The 21,019-nt window shown below is 71.2% G+C and carries 20 protein-coding genes and 1 tRNA gene; 6 read left to right on the forward strand and 15 right to left on the reverse strand.

Annotated elements, in window-relative coordinates; translation table 11 throughout:
• Window positions 1–55: 55 nt before the first annotated feature.
• The 11 genes from OHV05_RS11210 to OHV05_RS11260 form a co-directional block, all read right to left on the reverse strand.
• A complete protein-coding gene (locus OHV05_RS11210) occupies window positions 56–1,096 on the reverse strand; it encodes a beta-ketoacyl-ACP synthase III (protein ID WP_405017546.1) in 1,041 nt (346 codons plus the stop codon).
• Window positions 1,093–2,079, reverse strand: coding sequence for a VlmB-like protein (locus OHV05_RS11215; protein WP_405017547.1), 987 nt, complete (start codon window positions 2,077–2,079; stop codon window positions 1,093–1,095). Before OHV05_RS11215 ends, OHV05_RS11210 begins: the two co-directional genes overlap by 4 nt.
• Window positions 2,076–2,654: a flavin reductase family protein gene (locus OHV05_RS11220; RefSeq protein WP_405017548.1), complete on the reverse strand. Its 579-nt coding sequence runs from the start codon at window positions 2,652–2,654 to the stop codon at window positions 2,076–2,078. The genes OHV05_RS11215 and OHV05_RS11220 overlap by 4 nt, the downstream gene beginning before the upstream one ends.
• Window positions 2,651–3,208, reverse strand: a complete 558-nt coding sequence (locus OHV05_RS11225) for a hypothetical protein (RefSeq protein WP_405017549.1) — start codon at window positions 3,206–3,208, stop codon at window positions 2,651–2,653. The genes OHV05_RS11220 and OHV05_RS11225 overlap by 4 nt, the downstream gene beginning before the upstream one ends.
• 103 nt (window positions 3,209–3,311) lie before the next feature.
• On the reverse strand, window positions 3,312–3,800 hold the full coding sequence (locus OHV05_RS11230; RefSeq protein WP_405017550.1) for a type II toxin-antitoxin system RatA family toxin: 489 nt from the start codon (window positions 3,798–3,800) through the stop codon (window positions 3,312–3,314).
• Between the two features lie 2 nt (window positions 3,801–3,802).
• The gene (locus tag OHV05_RS11235) at window positions 3,803–5,107 is read right to left on the reverse strand and encodes an aspartate aminotransferase family protein (protein WP_403040535.1); all 1,305 of its coding nucleotides are present in this window, start codon (window positions 5,105–5,107) and stop codon (window positions 3,803–3,805) included.
• 38 nt (window positions 5,108–5,145) lie between these two features.
• Entirely contained in the window at window positions 5,146–6,285 is a 1,140-nt protein-coding gene (locus OHV05_RS11240) for an acyl-CoA dehydrogenase family protein (protein ID WP_405017551.1), read from the reverse strand.
• Window positions 6,286–6,311: 26 nt separating this feature from the next.
• Window positions 6,312–7,889 carry an aldehyde dehydrogenase family protein gene (locus OHV05_RS11245; RefSeq protein ID WP_405021432.1) on the reverse strand — a complete coding sequence of 526 codons (1,578 nt, stop codon included), beginning with the start codon at window positions 7,887–7,889 and terminating at the stop codon, window positions 6,312–6,314.
• Window positions 7,890–8,074: 185 nt separating this feature from the next.
• Complete coding sequence (locus OHV05_RS11250) at window positions 8,075–9,544, reverse strand: MmgE/PrpD family protein (protein WP_405017552.1); 1,470 nt, start codon at window positions 9,542–9,544, stop codon at window positions 8,075–8,077.
• A 74-nt stretch (window positions 9,545–9,618) separates the two neighbouring features.
• The gene (locus OHV05_RS11255; RefSeq protein WP_405017553.1) at window positions 9,619–10,572 is read right to left on the reverse strand and encodes a diacylglycerol/lipid kinase family protein; all 954 of its coding nucleotides are present in this window, start codon (window positions 10,570–10,572) and stop codon (window positions 9,619–9,621) included.
• Between the two features lie 73 nt (window positions 10,573–10,645).
• A tRNA-Gln gene (locus tag OHV05_RS11260) sits at window positions 10,646–10,734 on the reverse strand.
• Window positions 10,735–10,912: 178 nt separating this feature from the next.
• On the opposite strand from OHV05_RS11260, the gene OHV05_RS11265 reads away from it, so the two are divergent.
• The 4 genes from OHV05_RS11265 to OHV05_RS11280 all read left to right on the forward strand — a co-directional run bounded on the left by OHV05_RS11265 (window position 10,913) and on the right by OHV05_RS11280 (window position 14,952).
• Entirely contained in the window at window positions 10,913–11,911 is a 999-nt protein-coding gene (locus tag OHV05_RS11265) for a DUF2156 domain-containing protein (protein WP_405017554.1), read from the forward strand.
• 55 nt (window positions 11,912–11,966) lie between these two features.
• Window positions 11,967–12,131 (forward strand): hypothetical protein, encoded by a 165-nt coding sequence (locus OHV05_RS11270; RefSeq protein WP_405017555.1) that lies wholly within the window; start codon window positions 11,967–11,969, stop codon window positions 12,129–12,131.
• 246 nt (window positions 12,132–12,377) lie between these two features.
• Window positions 12,378–13,508 (forward strand): fatty acid desaturase family protein, encoded by a 1,131-nt coding sequence (locus tag OHV05_RS11275; RefSeq protein ID WP_405017556.1) that lies wholly within the window; start codon window positions 12,378–12,380, stop codon window positions 13,506–13,508.
• Window positions 13,509–13,590: 82 nt separating this feature from the next.
• Complete coding sequence (locus OHV05_RS11280) at window positions 13,591–14,952, forward strand: MFS transporter (protein WP_405017557.1); 1,362 nt, start codon at window positions 13,591–13,593, stop codon at window positions 14,950–14,952.
• A gap of 90 nt (window positions 14,953–15,042) precedes the next feature.
• Here the strand turns inward: OHV05_RS11280 and OHV05_RS11285 are convergent, their stop codons facing one another.
• From OHV05_RS11285 to OHV05_RS11300, 4 genes are all read right to left on the reverse strand, one after another.
• Window positions 15,043–15,321 carry an acyl carrier protein gene (locus OHV05_RS11285; RefSeq protein WP_403040292.1) on the reverse strand — a complete coding sequence of 93 codons (279 nt, stop codon included), beginning with the start codon at window positions 15,319–15,321 and terminating at the stop codon, window positions 15,043–15,045.
• 102 nt (window positions 15,322–15,423) lie between these two features.
• Window positions 15,424–15,606 (reverse strand): acyl-CoA carboxylase subunit epsilon, encoded by a 183-nt coding sequence (locus OHV05_RS11290; RefSeq protein WP_405017558.1) that lies wholly within the window; start codon window positions 15,604–15,606, stop codon window positions 15,424–15,426.
• 15 nt (window positions 15,607–15,621) lie between these two features.
• The gene (locus OHV05_RS11295) at window positions 15,622–17,226 is read right to left on the reverse strand and encodes an acyl-CoA carboxylase subunit beta (RefSeq protein ID WP_405017559.1); all 1,605 of its coding nucleotides are present in this window, start codon (window positions 17,224–17,226) and stop codon (window positions 15,622–15,624) included.
• Window positions 17,227–17,318: 92 nt separating this feature from the next.
• On the reverse strand, window positions 17,319–18,137 hold the full coding sequence (locus OHV05_RS11300) for a BTAD domain-containing putative transcriptional regulator (RefSeq protein WP_405017560.1): 819 nt from the start codon (window positions 18,135–18,137) through the stop codon (window positions 17,319–17,321).
• A gap of 259 nt (window positions 18,138–18,396) precedes the next feature.
• On the opposite strand from OHV05_RS11300, the gene OHV05_RS11305 reads away from it, so the two are divergent.
• Window positions 18,397–18,666: a hypothetical protein gene (locus OHV05_RS11305; RefSeq protein ID WP_403042890.1), complete on the forward strand. Its 270-nt coding sequence runs from the start codon at window positions 18,397–18,399 to the stop codon at window positions 18,664–18,666.
• Between the two features lie 37 nt (window positions 18,667–18,703).
• Window positions 18,704–20,956 carry a TOMM precursor leader peptide-binding protein gene (locus OHV05_RS11310; RefSeq protein WP_405017561.1) on the forward strand — a complete coding sequence of 751 codons (2,253 nt, stop codon included), beginning with the start codon at window positions 18,704–18,706 and terminating at the stop codon, window positions 20,954–20,956.
• Window positions 20,957–21,019: the final 63 nt, after the last annotated feature.

Raw genomic sequence — 21,019 nt, forward strand, 5'->3', positions numbered from 1 at the left:
GATCAGGGCCTTTCGGAAGTTGGGGTCGTTCGGGAGCTTGCTGGTGGGGTGGGGCTCAGCCGAGTGCGGGCCACGTGACGGTGGCGGCGCCCCAGGCGAGCCCGCCGCCGAACGCGGTGAGAAGCACGCGCTGACCGGCCTCCAACCCGCCGTTCTCGACCGCCTGCGCGAGCAGCAGCGGGATCGAGGCGGCGCCGGTGTTACCGACCCGCGCGATGTTGGAGAGCCTGCGTTCGGCGGGGACGGCGAGGCGGTCGGCGACCGCCTCCAGGATCCGGGCGTTGGCCTGGTGGGCCGCCAGCCGGTCCACGTCCTCGATGGCCCAGCCGGCTGCGGCGACGGCCTGCAGCGAGGCCTCCGTCATCCGCTCGACGGCGTGCCGGTACGTCGCCCGGCCGGCCATCTGGAAGAACTCGTCACCGGGCTTGGCGGGCTCGCCCGAGGAGCGCTGGCGCGAGCCGCCGGCCGGGACGGTGATCAGATCGCTCTGGTCGCCGTCGCTGCCGAGCACGATCGGGCCGACCGCCCCGGGCTCCCAGGTCTCGCCGGCCCGGAGCACCACCGCGCCCGCGCCGTCGGCGAAGATCACGGCGGTGGTGCGGTCGGTCGGGTCGATGATGGTGGTGAACGCGTCGGCGGCGATCAGCAGGACGCGCTCCGCGATGCCCGAGGCGATCAGGCCCGCCGCCGTGGCCAGCCCGTACAGGAAACCGGTGCAGACCGCGGAGACGTCGAAGGCCGGGACCCCGCCGAGGCCGAGCCTGGCCGCCACCTCCGGCGCGGTGGCCGGGCAGGGGCGGTCCGGGGTGGTGGTGGCCAGCACCACCGCGTCGACCTGCGAGTCGTCGGCGGACTTGAGGGCCCGCCGACCGGCCTCCACCGCGAGGTCGGAGGTGGCGGTACCGGGCGAGACCACGTGCCGGGTGGAGATCCCGGTACGGGTACGGATCCACTCGTCCGAGGTGTCCAGCCGGGACTCCAGGTCCGCGTTGCTGACCAGGTCCGGTGGGACGTAGGCGCCGACTCCGACGATGACCGCGGCGCGGCCCTGCGGCGGGCCGGGGCGCAGACTCGGGTCCGCCAGGCCGATGGTCATACCGCGTCACCCCCGCTGCTGCTGAGAACCTCCACCGGGAGGCCCATGTACGCCATCCGTTCGGCGGCCATCTCGTCGGTCCACTGCTCGGCCATGTCGTAGCGCTGCTCGGGAGTGGTGTCGAGCATCCGGACGCCGGGCCAGATCTCGTGGTCGCCGATCCGGTCGGCGTGCTCCGCCATGCCCTGCTGGAAGAGCTCCTCGCGGTGGATCACGAACTCCTTGTCGGGCACCTCGTCCCAGAGCTTGACGCCGGCCCGCAGGATCTCCAGCAACCTCGGCCGGTACCCGGGCTCGACCGCCAGATGGTCCTTCAGGATCGTGCTGGCGACAGTGAGGTGGCGGATCTCGTCGATCGCGGTGCCCCGGGAGATCTCTCCGGTCGCGGGCGACAGCGGGGTCCACTTGCGCTCGCTCAGCTCGGCGGCGGGGGCGAGCACGCCCTCGATGACGATGGCGAAGACCGCGACGCCGCCCATGAAGTCCGCCTGGTCGCGGACGATCTCCAGGGTGAAGTCCTCCACCGGCTGGAGCACCCGGCGCCGGTAGTCGGCGGCCATCTCGTCGATGTCCTTGACCAGGGTGGCGGCGGGGAGGCCGAGTTCCACCAGGTGGTTGCGGAACACCCGGGCGTGCCTGGCCTCGTCGATCAGCTGGGTGGCGTAGAACTCCAGCTCCGGGATGCCGGGCGCGATGGCCACGTAGTGGGCCAGCAGCCGGGTGGCGATCTCCTCGGAGAGGCTCCGGTAGCCGAACTCCAGGACCAGGGCGTCGCGCAGCGGGCCCGGCTGTTTCAGGAAGTCGGGTACGCCGGCGTCCTTGTGGTGCCCGGTCTCGCCCCGGTCGCGGAGCGTGCCCTGGGCGACCTCGGTGAACCAGTAGGCCAGATTGCACTGCTCCGGGCCGAGGGTGAGATGCTTCGCCCCGTCCAGCAGTCCGGGTGCGGTGTCCCAACCGGCTTCGTGCGCCACGGTGTTGGTCATAGTCCCACGTTCTCCTTCCTGGTTCCGCTGACACCGGGCCCCTGGACGGGGACCGGCAGGAGCGCGCCGACGTACAGACCGCCGGCGAAGCTGAGCAGGGGTTCGCCCTCGCCCGCGGTGGCGTGCACCACCCGGCCGAGCAGCACCTCGTGGTCGCCGACCCGGATCCGGTCGGCCACCCGGCAGTCGATGTGCGCGAGCGCGCCGTCGAGCAGTGGCGCCCCGGAGTACCGGGCCGGCCGCCAGTCGAGCCCGGCGAACTGCGCGGCGCCGTCCGGGCGGGAGCTGTCGGCGAACCAGCGGGCCGGGCCGCTCTGCCCGCCGCCGACCACATTGATCGCGAACCGGCCCGCCTCGGCCGCCAGTTCGGCCAGCACCGAGCCGGCCTTCAGGCTGGCGCCGACGATCAGCGGACGCTGCGAGACGGTGGTGACCTGGCTGGCCGTGGTGCCGTGCAGCCGCCCCTGGTGACTGACCGTCAGGACCGAGACGGGGCAGGCGAGATGCCGCAGGGCGCGGCGCCGCTGGACCGGGTCGGCGGTGGTCCGCCGGATCGGCTCGGCCGTGGTGCTCACCGGACCACCTCCTGGGCGACCAGCTCCCTGGCCTCCCGGACCGGCGGTGCGGCGGCTGCCGGGACGTGCCCGACCGGGGTCGGCGTCATCTCGTGGCCGACCGGCTTGGGGTGCGACAGGCCCAGGTCGTCCAGCAGCCGCAGGTAGCCCTGCTGGCGTACCGGCTCGAAGGGCAGCGCGAAGGACTTCATGAAGTTGCCGAACAGCGCCCGGTCGCCGAAGAGGTGGAACGGCAGCACCAGCAGCGCCCACTCCGGCTCGACCAGCCAGCACCACAGCGCGGCGACCGCCGCCTGGGTGATCAGGCTGTGCATGACGTTGTAGAGCACGTAGTACGTCTTGGAGATCGGCCGGCCGGCCGCCTTCTTGAAGGCGAGCGCGCCCGGGATGTACCCGATCAGGTCGATGTAGAGGAACAGCCCGATCGCCGGCAGCCAGCGGATCTCGCCGAGGTGCGCGGCGAGCAGCCCGGTGCTGACCGCGAAGCCGACCAGGTACTCGGCGCGGTGCAGGGAGAAGGTGCTCGGGGTCTCGAAGGGATTGGCCTGGTCCACTGTTTCAACTCCTGGAGCAGCGTGGCGGGTTCGAGGTGCGGGGGAAGGGTCGTGGGCGGGAGCGGCGGTGCCGGGCGGGGGTCCCGGCACCGCCGCCGGTCGGTCAGCCCGCGGCGGCCGCCGGCTGGGGCTCGGCGAGCCCGTGGTCGCCGAGGACGGCGGTGTCGGCGAACAGGCCGGTGACGGCCCAGGCCACGGTCTCCTTGATGACCCGCTCGGCGATCGGGTCGAGGATGCCCTCGAGACTCGGGATGCCGAAGTCGAAGTCCGCCTCGAAGTGCACCGTGACGTCGGCGCCGTCCTGGCGCAGCACCCACCTGCCGACGAAGCTGTCGAAGTCGCCGTCGGTCTGCTCGAAGTGGATCTCCAGCCGGTCCTGGTGGAAGGTGTCCGTCTCCGTCCAGCGCAGCAGGCCGCTGCGGAAGTGCAGCTCCCAGCTGGAACTGCCCACCGGCTCGGGCAGGGTGGAGTGCACGGTGGTGGCCCGCACGTGCGGGGCCAGCTCCGGGTAGCGCTCCCACTTCGCCACGGCCGTAAAGACGTCCTCGGCCTTGTCGTTGCGCACTACGGCGTCGAGTTCGACGTGTCGCACGGTCAGTTACCGCCTTCCGGCATCTTGGCCGAGCCCCGGACCAGGTCCAGGGTGGCCTTGTCAAAGGAGTCGAGCAGGAACTCGACCTCCGAGTCGGTCAGGATCGCCGGCGGGGTGAACCGGACCACCGAGCTGCCGTTCATCGAGTGGTTGGCCACCACGCCGTGGTTGAAGAGCTCGATCAGGAGCTCTCCGGCCAGGCCCGCCTCGACCAGCTCCACGCCGATCAGCAGACCCTGGCCCCGGACGTCGACGACCAGCTCGGGGATGTTGCGGTAGGCGATCTCGGCGATCCGCGGCAGCAGCCGGGAACCGAGGTCCATCGCCCTGGACACCAGCCGCTCCTCCTTGATCGCCTGGACGGCGCCCTGGACGGCGGCCATCAGCAGCGGCTGCCCGGAGAAGGTCGCGGTGTGGATGTACGGGTCCTTGTCGAAGGGCTTGAACGCCTTCCGGGTGGCGATGGCCGCCGACACCGGCACCACGCCGCCGCCGAGCGCCTTGCCGGCCAGCAGCACGTCCGGCTGCACGCCCTCGGTGTCGACGCCCCACCACTCGCCGAGCCGGCCGAAGCCGGTCTGCACCTCGTCCAGGATCAGGAAGCCGTCGAACTCCCGGACCAGCTCCTCGACCTGCTTGAGGTAGCCCTTCGGCGGGATGATCACGCCGCCCTCGCCCTGGACCGGCTCCAGGATCACGCAGACCTGGCCCGGGTGCGCGCGGAGCTCGTCGCGCAGCGCGTCCGGGTCGCCGAAGGGCAGGTGCGAGACGTCCGGGATGAGCGGGCGGAACGGCGCCTGGTAGACCTCCTTGGCGGTCGCCGACAGCGCGCCGAGGGTCTTGCCGTGGTAGCCGCCGCGCATCGAGACGGTGCGCTTGTAGCCGTTGGCGCGGGCCAGCTTGAGGCCGGTCTCCACCGCCTCGGCGCCGGAGAGCGCGAAGTGCACCCGGTCCAGCCCCGGCGGGGTGATCGAGGTGAGCGCCTCGGCGGCGCGGGCCACGGTCGGCTCCAGCAGGATGCGGGTGGCCACCGGATGGGTGGTCAGCTGACGGAGCACCGCCTCCATCACGATCGGGTGCCTGGCACCCATGATGAACACGCCGTAGCCGCCGGCGTTGAGGAAGCGCTCACCGTCGCTGGCGGTCACCCAGGCGCCGGAGGACTCGACCTCCATGTGGCTGCCGAACAGCTCGGCGAGGGTCGCCCGGCCCTTGCTGAGGTGGGCCCGGTAGAGGTTGAGGATGCTCTCCTCGGTGTCGACGCCGCCGGCGTCGACCCTTCCGGCGTTGATCGGGGCGGTCTGCATCACGGTCACGGATGACTCCCTTTCAGGGCGTACGTCGGTCAGGAGAGTTCGAGGGGGCCGCCGCCGAAGTACTTCAGCAGCGGCTCGGCCGCGCCGCTCCGGGACGGCGGGTGGAAGGCCAGCGGCCGTACCGCGGTGGCGAGTCGGGCGTGCTCGGAGGAGCGGATGAAGTCCAGCCCGCCGAGCAGTTCGAGGGCCTGGGCGGCGACCTCGGACAACGCCTCCTGGGCGGCGAACCGGGCCACCAGCACCTGGGCGACCGCCTCCTCGCCCGCCACTCCGTCCCGCACCGCGCGGGCCGTGCCCTCCAGCAGGGCGAACGCGGCCTCCACCCGGACCGCGAGCGCGGCCCGCTCGCTGGTCCCGCCCTTCTCCCGTTCGAGCACCTGCTCGACCAGTGCGGAGGCGGTGCCCGCGTAGCCGGCCGAGATGAGCATCTCGAACCAGACGAAGCCGGCCGTCTGCAGATCGTCGATCCGGTGCGGGTCGGCCTCGGAGGTACGGATGACCAGGTCGGACGGCACGAAGACGTCGTCGAAGCGGATCTCGTCGCTCTCCGCCGCGGCCAGCACGTCGTTGGCCCAGAACGGGTGGACGGTGAGCCCCGGGGAACCCACCGGCACCAGGGCCAGCGCCATCTCCGGGCTGCCGTCCGCGCCCGGGACGGTGATGCTCGCGGTCAGCAGGTCCATCGAACGCGCCAGGCTGCACGGCTTCTTGGAGCCGCCCAGCCGGTAACCGCCGTCGACCGGGACCGCCGCGACCACCGGGGTGAGGATGTTCTGCTGGGTCCGGCCCTCGGCCCAGCCGGACGCCATCACCCGCTGGTCGGGCACCACGCCGTGCAGCAGTTCGAGCTGCGCGGCGGTGAGCCGGCCGGTGTCGTCCGCCAGCGAGTAGAGCATCGCGGCGGTGAAGTGGTGCATCGTCACCGCGGCGGCCAGCGAGGGCGAGAGCGATCCGACCGCCCGCTGCACCCGGACCGCCTCGACCGGGTCGGCCCCGTGGCCGCCGTACTCGGTCGGCACCAGCAGGGCGACCCCGCCATGGGCCCGGAACAGGTCGATCACCGGGCTGCCCGGTGCCTCCCGCTCGGCGTAGGGGATGTCGGCCAGGGCCTTGATCAGCCCGGGGTGGTACCGCTCGCAGGTCTCGCGGGCGGAATCGAGGGAGCGCACGGCAGAGAACCTCCGGTCGTGGGTGATCAGGACGGGGTGGAGCCGAAGACCGCCTCACGCGGGCTCACGTCGTGGGCGATGCTGACGCCCTGGATGTGGGAGGTCTTGAGCATCGGGTAGTTCGCCTCGCCGTAGACGCCGCCGGTCAGGCCGGTGCCACCGTGGCTCGGCAGGTACGGCAGGAAGCCGATGTGCGAGTCGTTGATCTTCAGCAGGCCACCGTTGGTGACGCGCTGCACGAAGGCGTTGATCACCCGCGCGGACTTGGCCCAGAGCGAGTTGCGCAGGCCGTACTCGTTGCTGTTGACGAAGGAGATGAAGCTGTCGAGCAGCTCGTCGTTGTCGCCCGCGTCCGGCACCACGATCGGCAGCAGCGGGAAGAAGGTCTCGTGCCGGACCACGTCGTGCTCACGCGCCCCGGCCAGACCGTTCACCCGGAGCACCGTGGGCTGCAGGAAGACGCCGGTCTCGGACGGGGTCCCGTCCAGCTCGGTGCGCTCGCCACCGGTGACGATCTCGGAGCCCTGGGCCAGCGACTGCTTCAGCAGGGCGAAGAACTTCTCGCTCCGCCGGACCGGGGAGAGCAGCACGTTCTCGTCCTCCGGGTAGCCCGGCAGCACGGTCGCGACCTGCTTCTTGACCTCCTCGATCAGCTCGTCCGCGATCGCGGGGTGCGCCAGCACGTAGTTGGGCACCATGCAGATCTGGCCGGAGCCGTAGAAGGACTCGGCGATCGCCTCGGCCGCGTACTTGAGGTCCGCGCCCTCCCAGACGATGATGCCGTCGTTGCCGGCCAGCTCCAGGATCGGCTTCTTGCCGTGCGCCACGCACTGCTCCTGGAAGCGCAGGCCCTCCTGGCTGCCGCCGATGTAGAAGATGTCGTTGACCAGCGGGCTCTCCACCCAGCGGTCCAGCGTCTGCTTCGGGTTGCTGCAGACCGCGTTCAGCACCCCGGGGGGCGCACCGACCTCGTCCAGCAGCGGCGCCACGACGTCGCGCAGGATCCACATGGTGCTGAGCGGGATGCTCCGGGGGGCGCGGACCACGACGGCGTTGCCGGCCATCAGCGCGAGGACGGCCAGGGCGGCACTCGGCGCCGGGGCGTTCTGCGGCGGGTTGAAGCCCACCACACCGTCGGGCTGGCGGCGGACGATCAGCCGGCGGCCGGCGTGCTCGAACTCGGTGTGCATCCGCTGGCGGTACCAGTAGATGCTCTCCTCGCTGTAGACCTGCAGCAGGCAGCTCAGCTCCCAGCGGGCCAGCCGCACCGGGTGCGCCTCGGAGACCAGCATGTCGATGAACTCGTCCTGACGGCGGATCAGTTCCTCCCGGAAGAGGGTGCCGAGCCGCATCCGGCGCTCCAGCGGCACGGCCGCCCAGCCGGGTGCGGCGGCGGCGGCCGCCTCGGTCGCCAGGTCGATCGCCTCGTTGCTCGCGATGGCGCACCGGCCCACCACGTACGGGTGCTCCGCCGCGTCGGAGTCCGGGTCCTGCTCCAGGGCGCGCTTCAGGCTGACGCTGGTGAAGACGTCCTCCAGCAGCGACCTGGCACTGACCGTGTAGACCCATCCGTCGCCGTCGACGTCCTTTCCGGCGATATACAGCGGGTAGCTGCGGAGCGGCTTTTCCCGCCCGTTTTCGGCAGCGGCACCAGGAGCACCGGAATTCCCGGAGACGATTCCCACCGCCGATTCGTCAAGAAGCATCATCAGGCCTTTCCGAGGAATTCTTTGGCTGAAGCGAATTGATGGTGACAGAGCATTCTGACCCCCCGCTGACGCGGAGCTGATCAGCGCAGGGCCGCGGAGATCCACTCCTGCAGTTCGTCGGCCGTCATCGCGTCCAGCCGGTCGGCGGCGGCCGCGACGTCCTTGGCGCCGCCGAACTCGACGAACTTCTCCCGCATCAGCTCGGCGTGGTTGGCCCGGGTGTGCGGGCCGGCCGCCGCCAGCGGGACGAGGCGCTCCCGGGAGGCCGTACGGCCGTCGGTCAGCCGAACCGTCACCCGGGCTCCGGTGGCCTTGGTGGACGCCGAGAAGTCGCCCGACTCCCGGCTGTTCGCCGCGTCCACCGCGAGCTTCGCCTCCGCCTCGCCCGCGAACTCGCGCAACCACGGCTCGGCCGCGTCCCCGGCCTGCCGCAGCGCCTCGCCGAACGGGGCCTCGGAGGCGAACAGCGCCCTGGTGAACTCGGGGTCGTGGACCAGCCGGACGCGTTCGGCGACCTGCCAGCGGCCCCGGTCGTTCAGCAGCGGCGCCGAGAAGTCGTTGACGGTGAGCCCGCCGGTGAGCAGCGCGGTGGCCACGGGGTACGGCGTGTGCAGCACCAGGGCGCCGAGCGGTGAGCCGGGGCCGACCACGTACGAGGCGGCCTTGCGGCCGGCGAACAGCGTGTACAGCGACGCCTCGACCACCACCTCGGCGATCTCCTCGGGACGGATCGGGCCCAACTCCCGGCGCAGGGCGGCAGCGCAGTCCACCGCGGCGTCCACGCCGGGGCCGCCCGGGTGCATCTTGAACGAGAGGGTCTCGGTGTGCCACCGCTCGCCGAGACCGGCGTTGACCGCGTCCGGCAGCGGGACCGCGGAGAACCGGTCCAGAAAGCCGTCCGGGTGTTCCAGGATGTCCGTCGCACCGCGCAGGCCCACCCGGGCCGCGTCACAGGCGTCCATCGCGGTGCGGACGGGGGTGAAGGAGTTGAACAGTCGGGCGTCACTGGCCAGGAAGGCCCGCATCAGCGGCCAGTTGGGCATCGCGAAGGCCAGGCCGACGGCACTGGTCCACACCACGTCGTCGGCGCCCTCGCAGTGCAGCCGGCCGCAGACCGCCCCGGCCAGGTGGGTGTGGACCGCGCTGTGGCCGCGCAGCGGTCCGAGGGTGGCGGCAGCGGTGATCCTGGCCGCGCACTCGTTGGCGGCGACCACGGCGGCGACCAGCGCGGCACCGTCCAGCCGACGGTCGTACGCGTAGGCGAGCGGCACCGCGACGGTGGAGTTGGAGAGATGGCCCGCGTACGCGGTGTCGTCCAGGTTGAGGAACGACCCGAGCCCGGACAGCACACAGGCGGACAGCCGGGCGTCGTGCTGCAGCGGCGGCCCGAAGGCCTCGATCATCCGGCGGCCGAGCGGGTGCTCGGCGCCGGCCCGGATCGAGGCCAGTTGGGAGAGCACCTGACTGGCCGCCAGCGAGCGCACCCGGTCGGGGATGTCTTCCGGGCGCAGCCAGGCCGCCCATGTCGCGAGTTCCTTGAGGACGGGCACGGTGGTGCTCCCTGAGGATCGGGCGGCCCGGCACTGAACGGCCCCGGGGCCGCAGCCAGTTGCACTGTCGAGGTCTAACGCCGGGCCGCGCCCCAGACCGGGAGGGCGCCGGGCAGGACTTCGAGGGTCATCGAGGACCAGCGGCGCTCCTGCAGCTCGCCGTCGTGCTCGAAGCAGAGCGGCGTGGCGTCCAGCCGCTCGACCACGATCTTCCGGCCCCGCCCGTAGGCGACCCCCGGCAGATCCAGGTGGCGGGCCTCCCGGGTCAGTTCGGGCACCTGGGTCGGGGGCACCTCGGCGCCGATCACGCAGACGTCGAGCAGGCCGTCGTCGAGCTCCGAGTGCGGCAGGACCTGGTACTGGCCGCCGCGGTAGCGGCCGCCGCCGACGTTGGCGAGCACGGTGTCACCCTCGTGCAGCACGACTCCGTCGACGGTGACCCGGCCCGGGTAGGGGGTGAACGCCGCGGCGGTGTCGGCGAAGGCCCTCGCGTAGCGGGCCCGTCCGGTGAGCGGGATGCCCCGCGCGGTGACCAGCGCCGCGGCGATCACTCCGGAGCAGGCCCCGAGCAGGACCAGCTCGTCGGTCTCCGCGAGCCGGGCCAGGTCGATCCGGCGCAGCTCCGCCTCACCCGCGCCGTCCAGCGCCGCGGTGAGCGCCTCGGCCCAGGGGCGCTCGCCCCACAGCATCCGGTAGTCGGAGTTCCCGGTGCCGGCGGGGACGATGGCGAGGGCGGCCGCCGTCCCGTGGCCGGGCCGGGTCATCCCCTCCACCACCTCACGCACCGTGCCGTCGCCACCCACCGCGACCACCAGATCCGGGACCGCCAGGTCACTCTCGCCCCGGAGCGCGGCCCGCACCGTGTCGGTGGCGTCGCCCCGGTGCGTGGTGTGGTGCAGGACGACGGAGTCGAACCGGGCCGCGCAGAGCCCGGTGACCTCTTCGAGCAGTGCCGCATGCGTGGTCCCCGCGGTCGGGTTGGCGATGATCAGGGCCTGCCGGGGCTGCCGGACAGCTGCGGATCCCATGCTCACAAGTCTCCAGACACGATGCCGACAGCCTCAATCGGCCGCCGGCGGGAGCCGACGGCCGATTCGGACGCGGAGAAGGCAGGATTCGAACCTGCGTGGGCAGAAACCCGACCGGAGCCAAAGCCCCGGCCCCCGATAAACCACTCCGGGCACCTCTCCCTGTTCCCGACCCGGTTCCCCGTGCCGTTCACAGGGATGACACTGCCTGCCGTCCCTGATATCCCCCTGACGCCCTACTGACGTACCGCGGAAGACATTTTCACCCCTTTCCCGACGCCATTTCCAGGTGCTCTACTCTCTCTCACCGCACATTCGATCCGGAAGGGACCGACGCCTGATGTCAACCGCCACCGAGACCGATAATCCGGTCCTCCAGGCCCTCCGCAACCACACCGGCTCCGAGAACCCCAGCGCCTTCCTCGCCCTCAACAGCGGCAACAGCGTGTTCACCGCCCCGGGCACCGACGGCGTCGTCGTCTACCGCCGCACCGGCCGCCATCTGGTCCAGTTCGGCGGCCCGTTCGCCTCTCCCGAGGCGTACGGCCCGCTGCTCGACCGCTTCACCGCCTTCGCCCGGGAGCAGGAACTCCAGCTGGTGAGCGTCCAGTTGCAGCGCCAGGACGCCGACCACTACGCCGCTCGCGGCTTCACGGTGAACCAGCTCGGGGCGTCCTGGGCCGTCCACCTGCCCGACTTCACCCTGCGCGGCTCGCGGTTCATGCAGCTGCGCAACAAGATCTCCCGGGCCTTCCGCAACGGCCTGCAGGTGCAGGAGGTCCCGGCCGACCAGTGGGAGGGCGCGCTGCAGGAGATCGACGGCGCCTGGCTCGGTTCCAAGGGCGATCACGCCCGTCAACTGGAGTTCCTGGTCGGCCAGATCGGCGGTCCGGTCCAGTCGCACCGCCGGCTCTTCGTCGGCACCATCGACGGCGCCCCGGTGGGCTACATCTCGTACTCGCCGGTGTACGGAAGCCGGGCCGGCTGGATGCACGATCTGAGCCGCCGGATCCCGGGCGGCTCGCCCGGCCTGATGGAGGCGATCAACTCCTCCGCCATCGACGTCTTCCGCAGCGAGGGGGTGGACTGGCTGCACTTCGGCTTCACCCCGTTCACCGGCCTGGACGCGGCCCACGAACTCCCGGGCCACAGCGCCTCGTTCCAGTGGCTGATGCACTTCCTGTGGGCCGAGGGCGAGGCGATCTACCCGGCCCAGACCCAGCTCGCCTACAAGGACAAGTGGGCGCCGGACGTGCTGCTGCCCGAGTACGTCGCGTTCGACGGGCCGGCCTCGCTCGCCTCCTTCGCGCACATCTTCCGTGCCTGCAACGCCTTCTGACCCGACGTCCCCTGACCCGACACCTGCCGATCGCACCCCAGGAGGAGAACCCCGGATGTCCGAGCAGCAAGCACCCGACACCGACACGCTCAAGCAGTCCCTGGTGGAGGCGTTCATGGCCATCATCGGGGCACCGGACGACCTGGAGGTCGCCCGGGCCGCCGACCGGGTGGTCCGCACCCTCGACGAGCGGCTCGCCGCCGAGTCGGCCGTGGCCTGAACGTCCCCCCGCCCCACCAGCGGCTACGGGCACGGACGGTGACGCCGAGTCAGGGACAGATCAGCACCGCATCAGCGCGGTGCCGGATTCTGGGCCCTGTCCGGCGTCCGGCACCGCGATCTTCGCGCCTCTCGGCCACCCGAGCCCGTACGCCGCCAGCGGATCCCACCTTCCCGCCGCGCCTCGCGTCCCTTGACGGCAGCGCCGTCAGCCACGACCGGGCGCCTGCCCCAAGGAGCTCACGGCATGCAGTCTCCGCACGTCAGCCAGGCCGAACCTGGCGCCCTCGACACCCTCGACGCTCCCGGCGCCCCGAAGCAGGCCGCTGCGGCGGGGGTCGGGGCCTCCGCCACCTTCTCCGAGCTGCTGAAGCGGGTGAAGGCCGAGGGGCTGTTGGACTTCGACCCCCGCTACTACGTCCGGCGGCTGGTCCTCAACACCACCATGATCCTGGGCGGCCTGGTCGCCTTCTTCGAACTCGGCGACTCCTGGTGGCAGTTGCTGGTCGCCGCCTGGATGGGCCTGTGCGGTGCGCAGAGCTCGTTCATGTGGCACGACGCCGGCCACAAGTCGATGTTCCGCAGCAAGAAGGCCGCCTCGATCGTCGGCTACTTCCACGCCAACTTCGTGAACGGGGTCAGCTACGGCTGGTGGGTCAACCACCACAACCGGCACCACAGCCACCCCAACCACCTGGAGCTCGACCCCGACATCGGCCGCCGCACGGCGATCTTCGACATCAAGCAGTACGCCACCCGCCGGGGTGTGCAGCGCTTCATCGTGCGCTACCAGAGCGTGCTGTTCTTCGTCCTGCTGACCCTCGAGGGTTTCAAGATGCAGCGGACCGCCGTCAAGGCGATCGCGAAGGGCGAGACCAAGTACCCGGTGCTGGAGTCCGCGCTGATCGCGCTGCGGGCCGCGCTCTACCTGGGCGCCGTGTTCGTGGTGCTGCCGCCGGCGCTGGGTGTCGCCTTCATCCTGGTCCAGACGACCGTGCTCGGCGTGTACTTCGGCATGCTCTTCGCCCCCAACCACAAGGGCATGGAGGTCCGGGACGGCGAGGAGGAGACGCTCGACTGGCTGGAGCGCCAGGTCCTCACCTCGCGCAACATCAACCCTTCGCCGCTGATCGACTTCCTCTACGGCGGCCTCAACTACCAGGTGGAGCACCATCTCTTCCCCGCCATGGCGCAGAAGCACCTGGCCCGCGCGCGGGAGCTGACCATGCAGTACTGCGCGGAGCGCGGCGTGCCGTACCGCGAGGTCGGCTTCTGGGCCTCGTACCGCGAGGTCGCGAGCTTCCTGCACGAGGTCAGCGCACCCGTCCGACGGGGCGAGGGCGACGCGCTCGCCGCCGAGGCCCTGCGGGCCGCCTGACCGTACCCGTCCTACGACCCCGACCACCCACCGCCCCGGCCGACGTGCCGGGGCGGTTCAGCAGAGGAGCCGGTACGTTCCCATGCTCGACCAATCCATCCGCGTGGCGGGGCCGGCGGCCCGGCCCTCGATCGGCACCCGGCTCGACCGGATGCCGATCACCCCGGTCCACCGCAGACTCACCGCCATCGTCGGCGTCGGCCTGCTCTTCGACACCTTCGAGAACAACCTCTCCGGGACGATCTCGAAGGTCCTCCAGCACGAGTTCGCGTTCGGCGGCAACACCCTGAAGCTGGTACTGGCCTCGGCGTTCGTCGGCCAGTTCATCGGCGCCCTGGTCCTCGGGCGGGTGGCCGACCGGATCGGACGGCGCCGCGCCTTCCTGATCAACCTGGCGCTGTACTCGGGGTTCTCGCTGCTCGGCGCCTTCTCCCCCAACGCCGAGTGGCTGATCGCCACCCGGTTCCTGGCGGGCATCGGCATCGGCGCCGAACAGGCGCTCTCCGACTGCTACTTGGCGGACGTACTGCCCGCCGGCAAGCGGGGCAGGTACACCGCCTGGGCCTACACCATCGCGTTCTGCGGCGTACCGGCCGTCGGCTTCGCCGCCCTCTGGCTGGTACCGCTGACGCCGCTCGGGATCGCCGGCTGGCGCTGGCTGTTCATCCTCGGCTCGCTCGGCTCGGCCGTGGTGTGGGTCCTGCGGCGGAACCTGATCGAGTCACCGCGCTGGCTCGCCTCGGTCGGCCGGCACGCCGAGGCCGAGCTGCTGGTCGCCCGCCTGGAGGGACGCCCGGCCACCGAGGCGGCGGTCGGTCCGGTCCAGGCCGAGCCGCTCACCGTCCGGGCCCGGGTGCGGGAGATCTTCCGCCCGCCGTACCTCAGGCGGACCGCGATGCTCTGGATCTTCTGCATCCTGTCGGTGATCGGCTACTACGGCTTCGGCGCGCTCGCCCCGCAGATCCTGGCCGCCAAGGGCTACGGCATCGTGGCCGGCCTCGGCTACACCGCGCTCTCCTTCGTCGGCTACCCGATCGGCTCGCTGCTGTCCGTGCCGATCATGGACCGGGTCGAGCGGAAGGTCCTGGTGGCGCTCTCGGCCGTGGCCATGGCGCTGGCCGGGCTGGGCTTCGCCTACGCGGGCTCGGTGGAGCTCGTCGTGCTGTTCGGCTTCGGCTACACCGTCGCGAGCAACGTCTTCTCCACCGTCTCCCACGTCTACCTCGCCGAGCAGTACCCCACCGCGATCCGCGCCGCCGCCTCCGGTGCGGCGTACTCGCTGTCGAAGCTCAGCGCGGCCGCGCTGCCGTTCGTCCTGCTGCCCGTCCTCCAGTCGCACGGCGCGGGCCCACTGTTCGCCGTGATCGCCACCGCGATGGGGCTGCTGACCGCCACCGTGCTGCTGCTCGGCGGCCGCACCACCGGGGAGTCGGTGGACGCCTGACCCGGCAAGGCCGGCCCGGCATCGAAAGGCATACCCGGAAGGCCCGTTCACCCCGTCCGAGGACGGGGTGAACGGGCCTTGGCGTGCGGGTCAGCCGACGTTGGCGGAGGCCCGCTGCTCCTGGTCGAGGAAGGCGGCCATCGCGGTCACCGTCGGGTGCTCCCAGGCCACCGCCGGCTCGAGGTAGAGGGCGAACTTCTCCTCGATGTCGCCGAACAGACTCAGCGCGGCGACGGAGTCGAGGCCGTACTCCACGAACGGCACCTCCGCGTTGATTTCCGACTCCGGTCGGGAAAGGTGGCTGGCGAGCCGCTCGGTGAGCCAGCTCTTGATGTCCTGCTCTCGATCAACCGAACCTGAGGTTGTCATCAGATGCTCCTTCGCAGTGGCGTCTCGCCGCAGGGTGCACCGGCGCACTAAAGAGCCGCTCGAACAATCCTGGACACCCTCCGCGGCGCGCAGCCCCGCACCTCAGGCCGCCGTCTGCCAACTGGACGGCGGCGCATAGTCGGTGCGGTGCCAGGCACGCTGCCGCTCGACGACGGCCTCCGCCGGGGCGGCCGTCCCGGCGGCCGAGCACCGGCTGAGGAGGGCGACCGTCAGCGCGGCGATCTCCTCGTCGGTCAGCGAACCCCGGGTGACGGTGATGGTCATGGCTGGTCTCCTCGACTACATCGGCGGGTTGCCGTGCTTGCGGCTCGGCAGGTCGGCGTGTTTGGTGCGGAGCATGGCGAGGGCGGAGGCGAGGACGGCGCGGGTTTCGGCGGGGTCGATGACGTCGTCCACCAGGCCGCGTTCGGCGGCGTAGTAGGGGTGCATCAGTTCGGTCTTGTATTCCTTGATCTTCTGCGCGCGCATCGCTTCGGGGTCTTCGGCGCCGTTGATGTCGCGGCGGAAGATGACGTTGGCGGCGCCTTCGGCGCCCATCACGGCGATCTCGTTGGTGGGCCAGGCGTAGGACAGGTCCGCGCCGATGGAGCGGGAGTCCATCACGATGTAGGCGCCGCCGTAGGCCTTGCGCAGGATCAGCTGGATCCTGGGCACGGTGGCGTTGCAGTACGCGTAGAGCAGTTTGGCGCCGTGGCGGATGATGCCGTCGTGTTCCTGGTCGACGCCGGGCAGGAAGCCGGGGACGTCCAGCATGGTGACCAGCGGGATGTTGAAGGCGTCGCACATCTGGACGAAGCGTGCGGCCTTCTCGGAGGCGTTGATGTCCAGGACACCGGCCAGGGACTGCGGCTGGTTGGCGATGATGCCGGTGACGTGACCGTCGATGCGGGCCAGGACGCACAGCACGTTGGTGGCCCAGCGTTCGTGGATCTCCAGGAACTCGCCGTGGTCGACGATCTCCTCGATCACCTTGCGCATGTCGTAGGGGCGGTTGCCGTCGGCGGGCACCAGGTCCAGGAGGCTGTCGTTGCGGCGCTCGAGGGGGTCGTCGTTGGGCGCGGCGGGCGGCATCTCACGGTTGTTCTGCGGCAGCAGCGACAGGAGGTAGCGGACCTCCTCGATGCAGCTCTGCTCGTCGTCGTAGGCGAAGTGGGAGACGCCGGAGACACCGGAGTGGACGTCGGCGCCGCCGAGGCCGTTCTGGCTGATCTTCTCGCCGGTGACGGCCTGCACCACGTCGGGACCGGTGATGAACATCTGCGAGGTCTCACGGACCATGAAGATGAAGTCCGTCAGCGCCGGCGAGTACGCGGCGCCACCCGCGCACGGGCCGAGCATCACCGAGATCTGCGGGATCACACCGGAGGCACGGGTGTTGCGCTGGAAGATGCCGCCGTAGCCGGCCAGCGCGGTCACACCCTCCTGGATCCGCGCACCGGCACCGTCGTTGAGGGACACCAGCGGCGCACCCGCCGCGATGGCCATGTCCATGATCTTGTGGATCTTCTGCGCGTGCGCCTCACCCAGCGCACCACCGAAGATCCGGAAATCATGCGCGTACGTGAACACCGTGCGCCCGTGCACGGTCCCCCAGCCCACGATCACACCATCGGTGTGCGGCCGCTTCCCCTCCAGACCGAAACCCGTCGCCCGATGCCGACGCAACGGCTCCACCTCACGAAACGACCCCTCGTCCAACAACAGGTCGATCCGCTCACGAGCCGTCAACTTCCCCTTGGCATGCTGCGCCTCGGTCGCCTTGTCGCTCGGGCCACGCAGCACCCGACTGCGGAGTTCGTGCAACTCGACAGCCCGCCCCCGCGCAGCGGTGGGCGGGCCGGATGGGGCGGGTTCGGGCGCTGGATACTCCTCCACGGTGGTCATGACAGCGGACCGTAGAAACGATGCCTAGAGTGGCACTCGGTTTGTACTCGACGTCAACCGGAGACCCGCTCGAACGGGCCGGTGGTCACCGCTCACCCGACGACCCGGTGCAGCTCCAACATCGGTTCGTCGTCGACCAGATCGAGCCTCGGGTCCGCTCCCAGGAGCGCGATGTGCAGGCGCTGCAGCCGGGCGGAGGGTTCGATGCCGAGTTCGGCGATCAGGGTGCTGCGCAGCCGCTGGTAGGTCTCCAGCGCCTGCCAGGAGCGGCCCGAACGGTACTGGGCGAGCATGAACTGCGCGTGCAGCCCCTCGTGCATGGGGTGGCGGGCCGAGAGCACCGTCAACTCGCTGAGCAGGTTGGCGTGCCGGCCGAGCCGGAGGTCTGCGGCGACCCGGCCCTCCAGCGCACCGAGCCTGGCCTCCTCCAGCCGCAGCACCTCGATCTCCAGCACCCGGCCGACCTGAACGTCCACCAGGGCCGGGCCGCGCCACAGTTTGAGGGCCTGCCCGAGCAGCAGCGAGGCGGTCGCGTCGTCCCCTGCGGTCAGTGCCGCCTGTCCCAGCCCCAGGATCCGTTCGAACTCGGAGCTGTCCACCTCGCCCGGCTGGACGTCGAGCAGGTAGCCGCCGTGCCGGGTGACCAGGATCCCCTTGGCCGCGGAGCGCTGGTCCGTACCGAAGGCGGTCGCGAGCCTTCTGCGCAGCTGCAGGATGTAGGTCTGGAGCGTGGTGGTGGCGGTCCGCGGCGGATCCTCCCCCCAGATCTCCTCCATCAACGTCGGTACGGTCACCATCTGGTTCGCCTGGAGAGCCAGGAGCGCCAGGATCTGCCGCGGCTTGGCCGCGGTGGGAAGGATCGACGTCTGTTGCTCATGAGCGACGAAGGGGCCCAGAAGATTGATCTGCACGGATCCGCCTCCTTTCGAGAGCTGAGTGTGCGCCCCGGGAGCCACCGCACCCGGATGCGCTCTCAAGAGACTGCCACGCGCACAGCCTGCTCCGACAGTGAGATCTTCACGGGTTGACCGGGACTTCAGCCCGCCTGCGGGCATGAGAAGTTCACCCTCGACGCATGACGGTTCCACTGTCCCGGCGCCACCGAATCACACAGACTTCCGTGACGTACCACCACCACTTCAGGCAGCCTTGAGCAACCGGAGAGTCTTCGTGCGTGCCACCGATCTTCCCCCCGCACCGTCCACCCACGACCTTGAGTGCGACTGGCGTTTCGCCGAACTCGTGGTCTGGACGCACCTCGACCCGGAACTGCGTGCCCGGTACGCCGTCGACCCCCGGGCCGTGCTGGCCGAGTTCGACGTGACGCTGCCGCCCGGCACCGCCGTGCCCTCGCTCCGCCGGCCGCAGCACGAGCCGGTGGTCGTCGAGGATCTCGGCCGGGCGGCCGCGGCCATGATGAGCATCTGTTATGAGGCCTGAGACGGTCCGCGAGGTGCCGTCGCCGCGAGGGGCCCTGGTGGGGTTCAAGCGTCACGTACGGGCCGAAGTGGTCGCCGGGGACGGCGTCTACCTGGTCTCGGAACGTGGCACGACCCGTCTGCACGGCCCCCATCTGGAGACCGTCGGCCCGCTGCTGGACGGTACCCGGGGCATCGCGGCGCTGGTCCGCGACGCCCCGGGCACGACGGCCGGGGTGATAGCCGATCTGCTCTGCTCGCTCTCCGAGGCCGGGCTGGTCTCCTACCGCTCCCCGCGCGCGAACGGCTCCCCCGATCTCCGGGCCGCCGAGGCCTTCTGGGACCTGGCCGGCCTGGAGGGACCGAACCCGGCCGAGCAGGCGGGCACCGCCAGGACCAGGGTGCTGACCGTGGGCCGGGTGGACGAGACGGCGGTGCGGCAGGCCATGGAGGGCGCCGGGCTCGCCTGCCTCCCGACCGGGGCCGGGATCGAGGACGCGGATCTCACCGTGGTCGTCTGCGACGACTACCTCGCGCCCGGGCTGCGCCGGATCGACGCCCGGCAGCGGGCGGCCGGGCAGCCCTGGCTGCTCGCCAACCCGACCGGCTCGATCGTCTGGACCGGCCCGGTGTTCCAGCCGGGTACCGGCGCCTGCTGGTCCTGCCTGACCCACCGGCTGCGCGCCCACCGGCAGCCCGAACTGGCCCTCCAGCAGGCGCTCCGGATGCGCGAGGCACCGCAGGGCCCGACCGCCGCGCTGCCGGTGACCCTGGGGATCGGCCTGCAGCTGGCCGCCCTGGAGGCCGTCAAGTGGCTCACCGGGCACCGTCATCCGGGGCAGCGGGCGGTCCACACGCTCGACACGCTGACCCTGGAGGCGCGGACCCACACGCTCGTGCACCGCCCGCAGTGCCCGGACTGCGGAACCCCGGCCGCCGGATCGTCCGCAGCCGCCCGACCGGTGCTGCTGCGCTCCCGGCCGAAGACCTCCACCGGTGGCAACGGCCACCGCTGCCTGACGCCGCAACAGGTGCTGGCCAGGTACGGGCACCTGGTGAGTCCGGTGACCGGGGCCGTCAAGGAGATCAGCCGCTCCCGGTACGGGCCGTCGTTCCTCAACTCCTTCGTCTCCGGCCACAGCCTCGCCACCCACTCGCCCGGCCTGCCGGGCACCCGGCAGTTCAGCGGCGGCAAGGGCACCACCGAACTGGACGCCAGGGTCAGCGCGCTGTGCGAGGCGCTCGAGCGCTGCTCCGGTACCTACGAGCACAACGAGCCCGTGGTCCGGGACACCCTGCGCGGGCTCGGCGAGGCGGCCGTCCACCCCAACCGGATCCAGCTGTACGACGAGCGCCAGTACCGTGACCGCACCCGCTGGAACGCCCGGCACTCCGGCTTCCACTTCGTCTGCGACCCGCTCGACGACCGGACCCCGATCGACTGGACGCCGGTCTGGTCGCTCACCGAGCACCGGCAGCGGATGCTGCCCACCTCCCTCCTCTACTACGACGCACCACGCCCGATCCCCGGAAAGCACTTCGCCAGAGCGGACTCCAACGGGTGCGCGGCCGGCAGCAGTCTGGAGGACGCCGTCCTCCAGGGGTTCTTCGAACTGGTGGAACGGGACGCCGTCGCCCTGTGGTGGTACAACCGGACCCGTCAGCCCGGGGTGGACCTGACCGCCTTCGCAGACCCGTGGATCGGCGAACTCCAGCAGGTGCACCGCGCGTTGGGGAGAGAAGTCTGGGCGCTCGACCTGACGGCCGACCTCGGCGTCCCGGTGATGGCCGCGCTGTCCCGTCGGACGGACAAGCCCGCCGAGGACATCGTGTTCGGCTTCGGCGCCCACTTCGACCCGCTGGTCGCCCTCAGACGGGCCCTGGCCGAGATGAACCAGCTGCTCCCCGGAGCGGTCGGCGCCACCGCCGACGGCACCGGCTACACCCTGCGCGACCCCGACGCGCTCCGGTGGTGGCGCACCGCCACCACCGCCGGCCGGCCCTACCTGCTCCCGCATGACGACCGGCCGGCCACCGGGCCCGACACCCACCTCCGGGTCGTCCGCCCCGACCTCCGGGACGACGTCACCGCGGCCGGTGAGCTCGTCCGCCGCCACGGCATGGAGCTGTTGGTACTGGACCAGACCCGCCCGGACATCGGGCTCCCGGTGGCGCGGGTGGTGGTCCCCGGAATGCGGTCGTTCTGGTCGCGGTTCGGCCCGGGGCGCCTGTACGACGTGCCGGTCGCCCTCGGCCGGCTCGCCGAACCGACGGCCTATCAGGACCTCAACCCGACCCTGATGTTCGTCTGAGACCCACCGGTCACCGGGGTCCGGGGGCACCGGCTCCAGTGAGAATCGAGTGCCGTCCGCCAG

It is taken from the genome of Kitasatospora sp. NBC_00070, assembly GCF_045041205.1.
In the GTDB taxonomy this organism is placed as follows: domain Bacteria; phylum Actinomycetota; class Actinomycetes; order Streptomycetales; family Streptomycetaceae; genus Kitasatospora.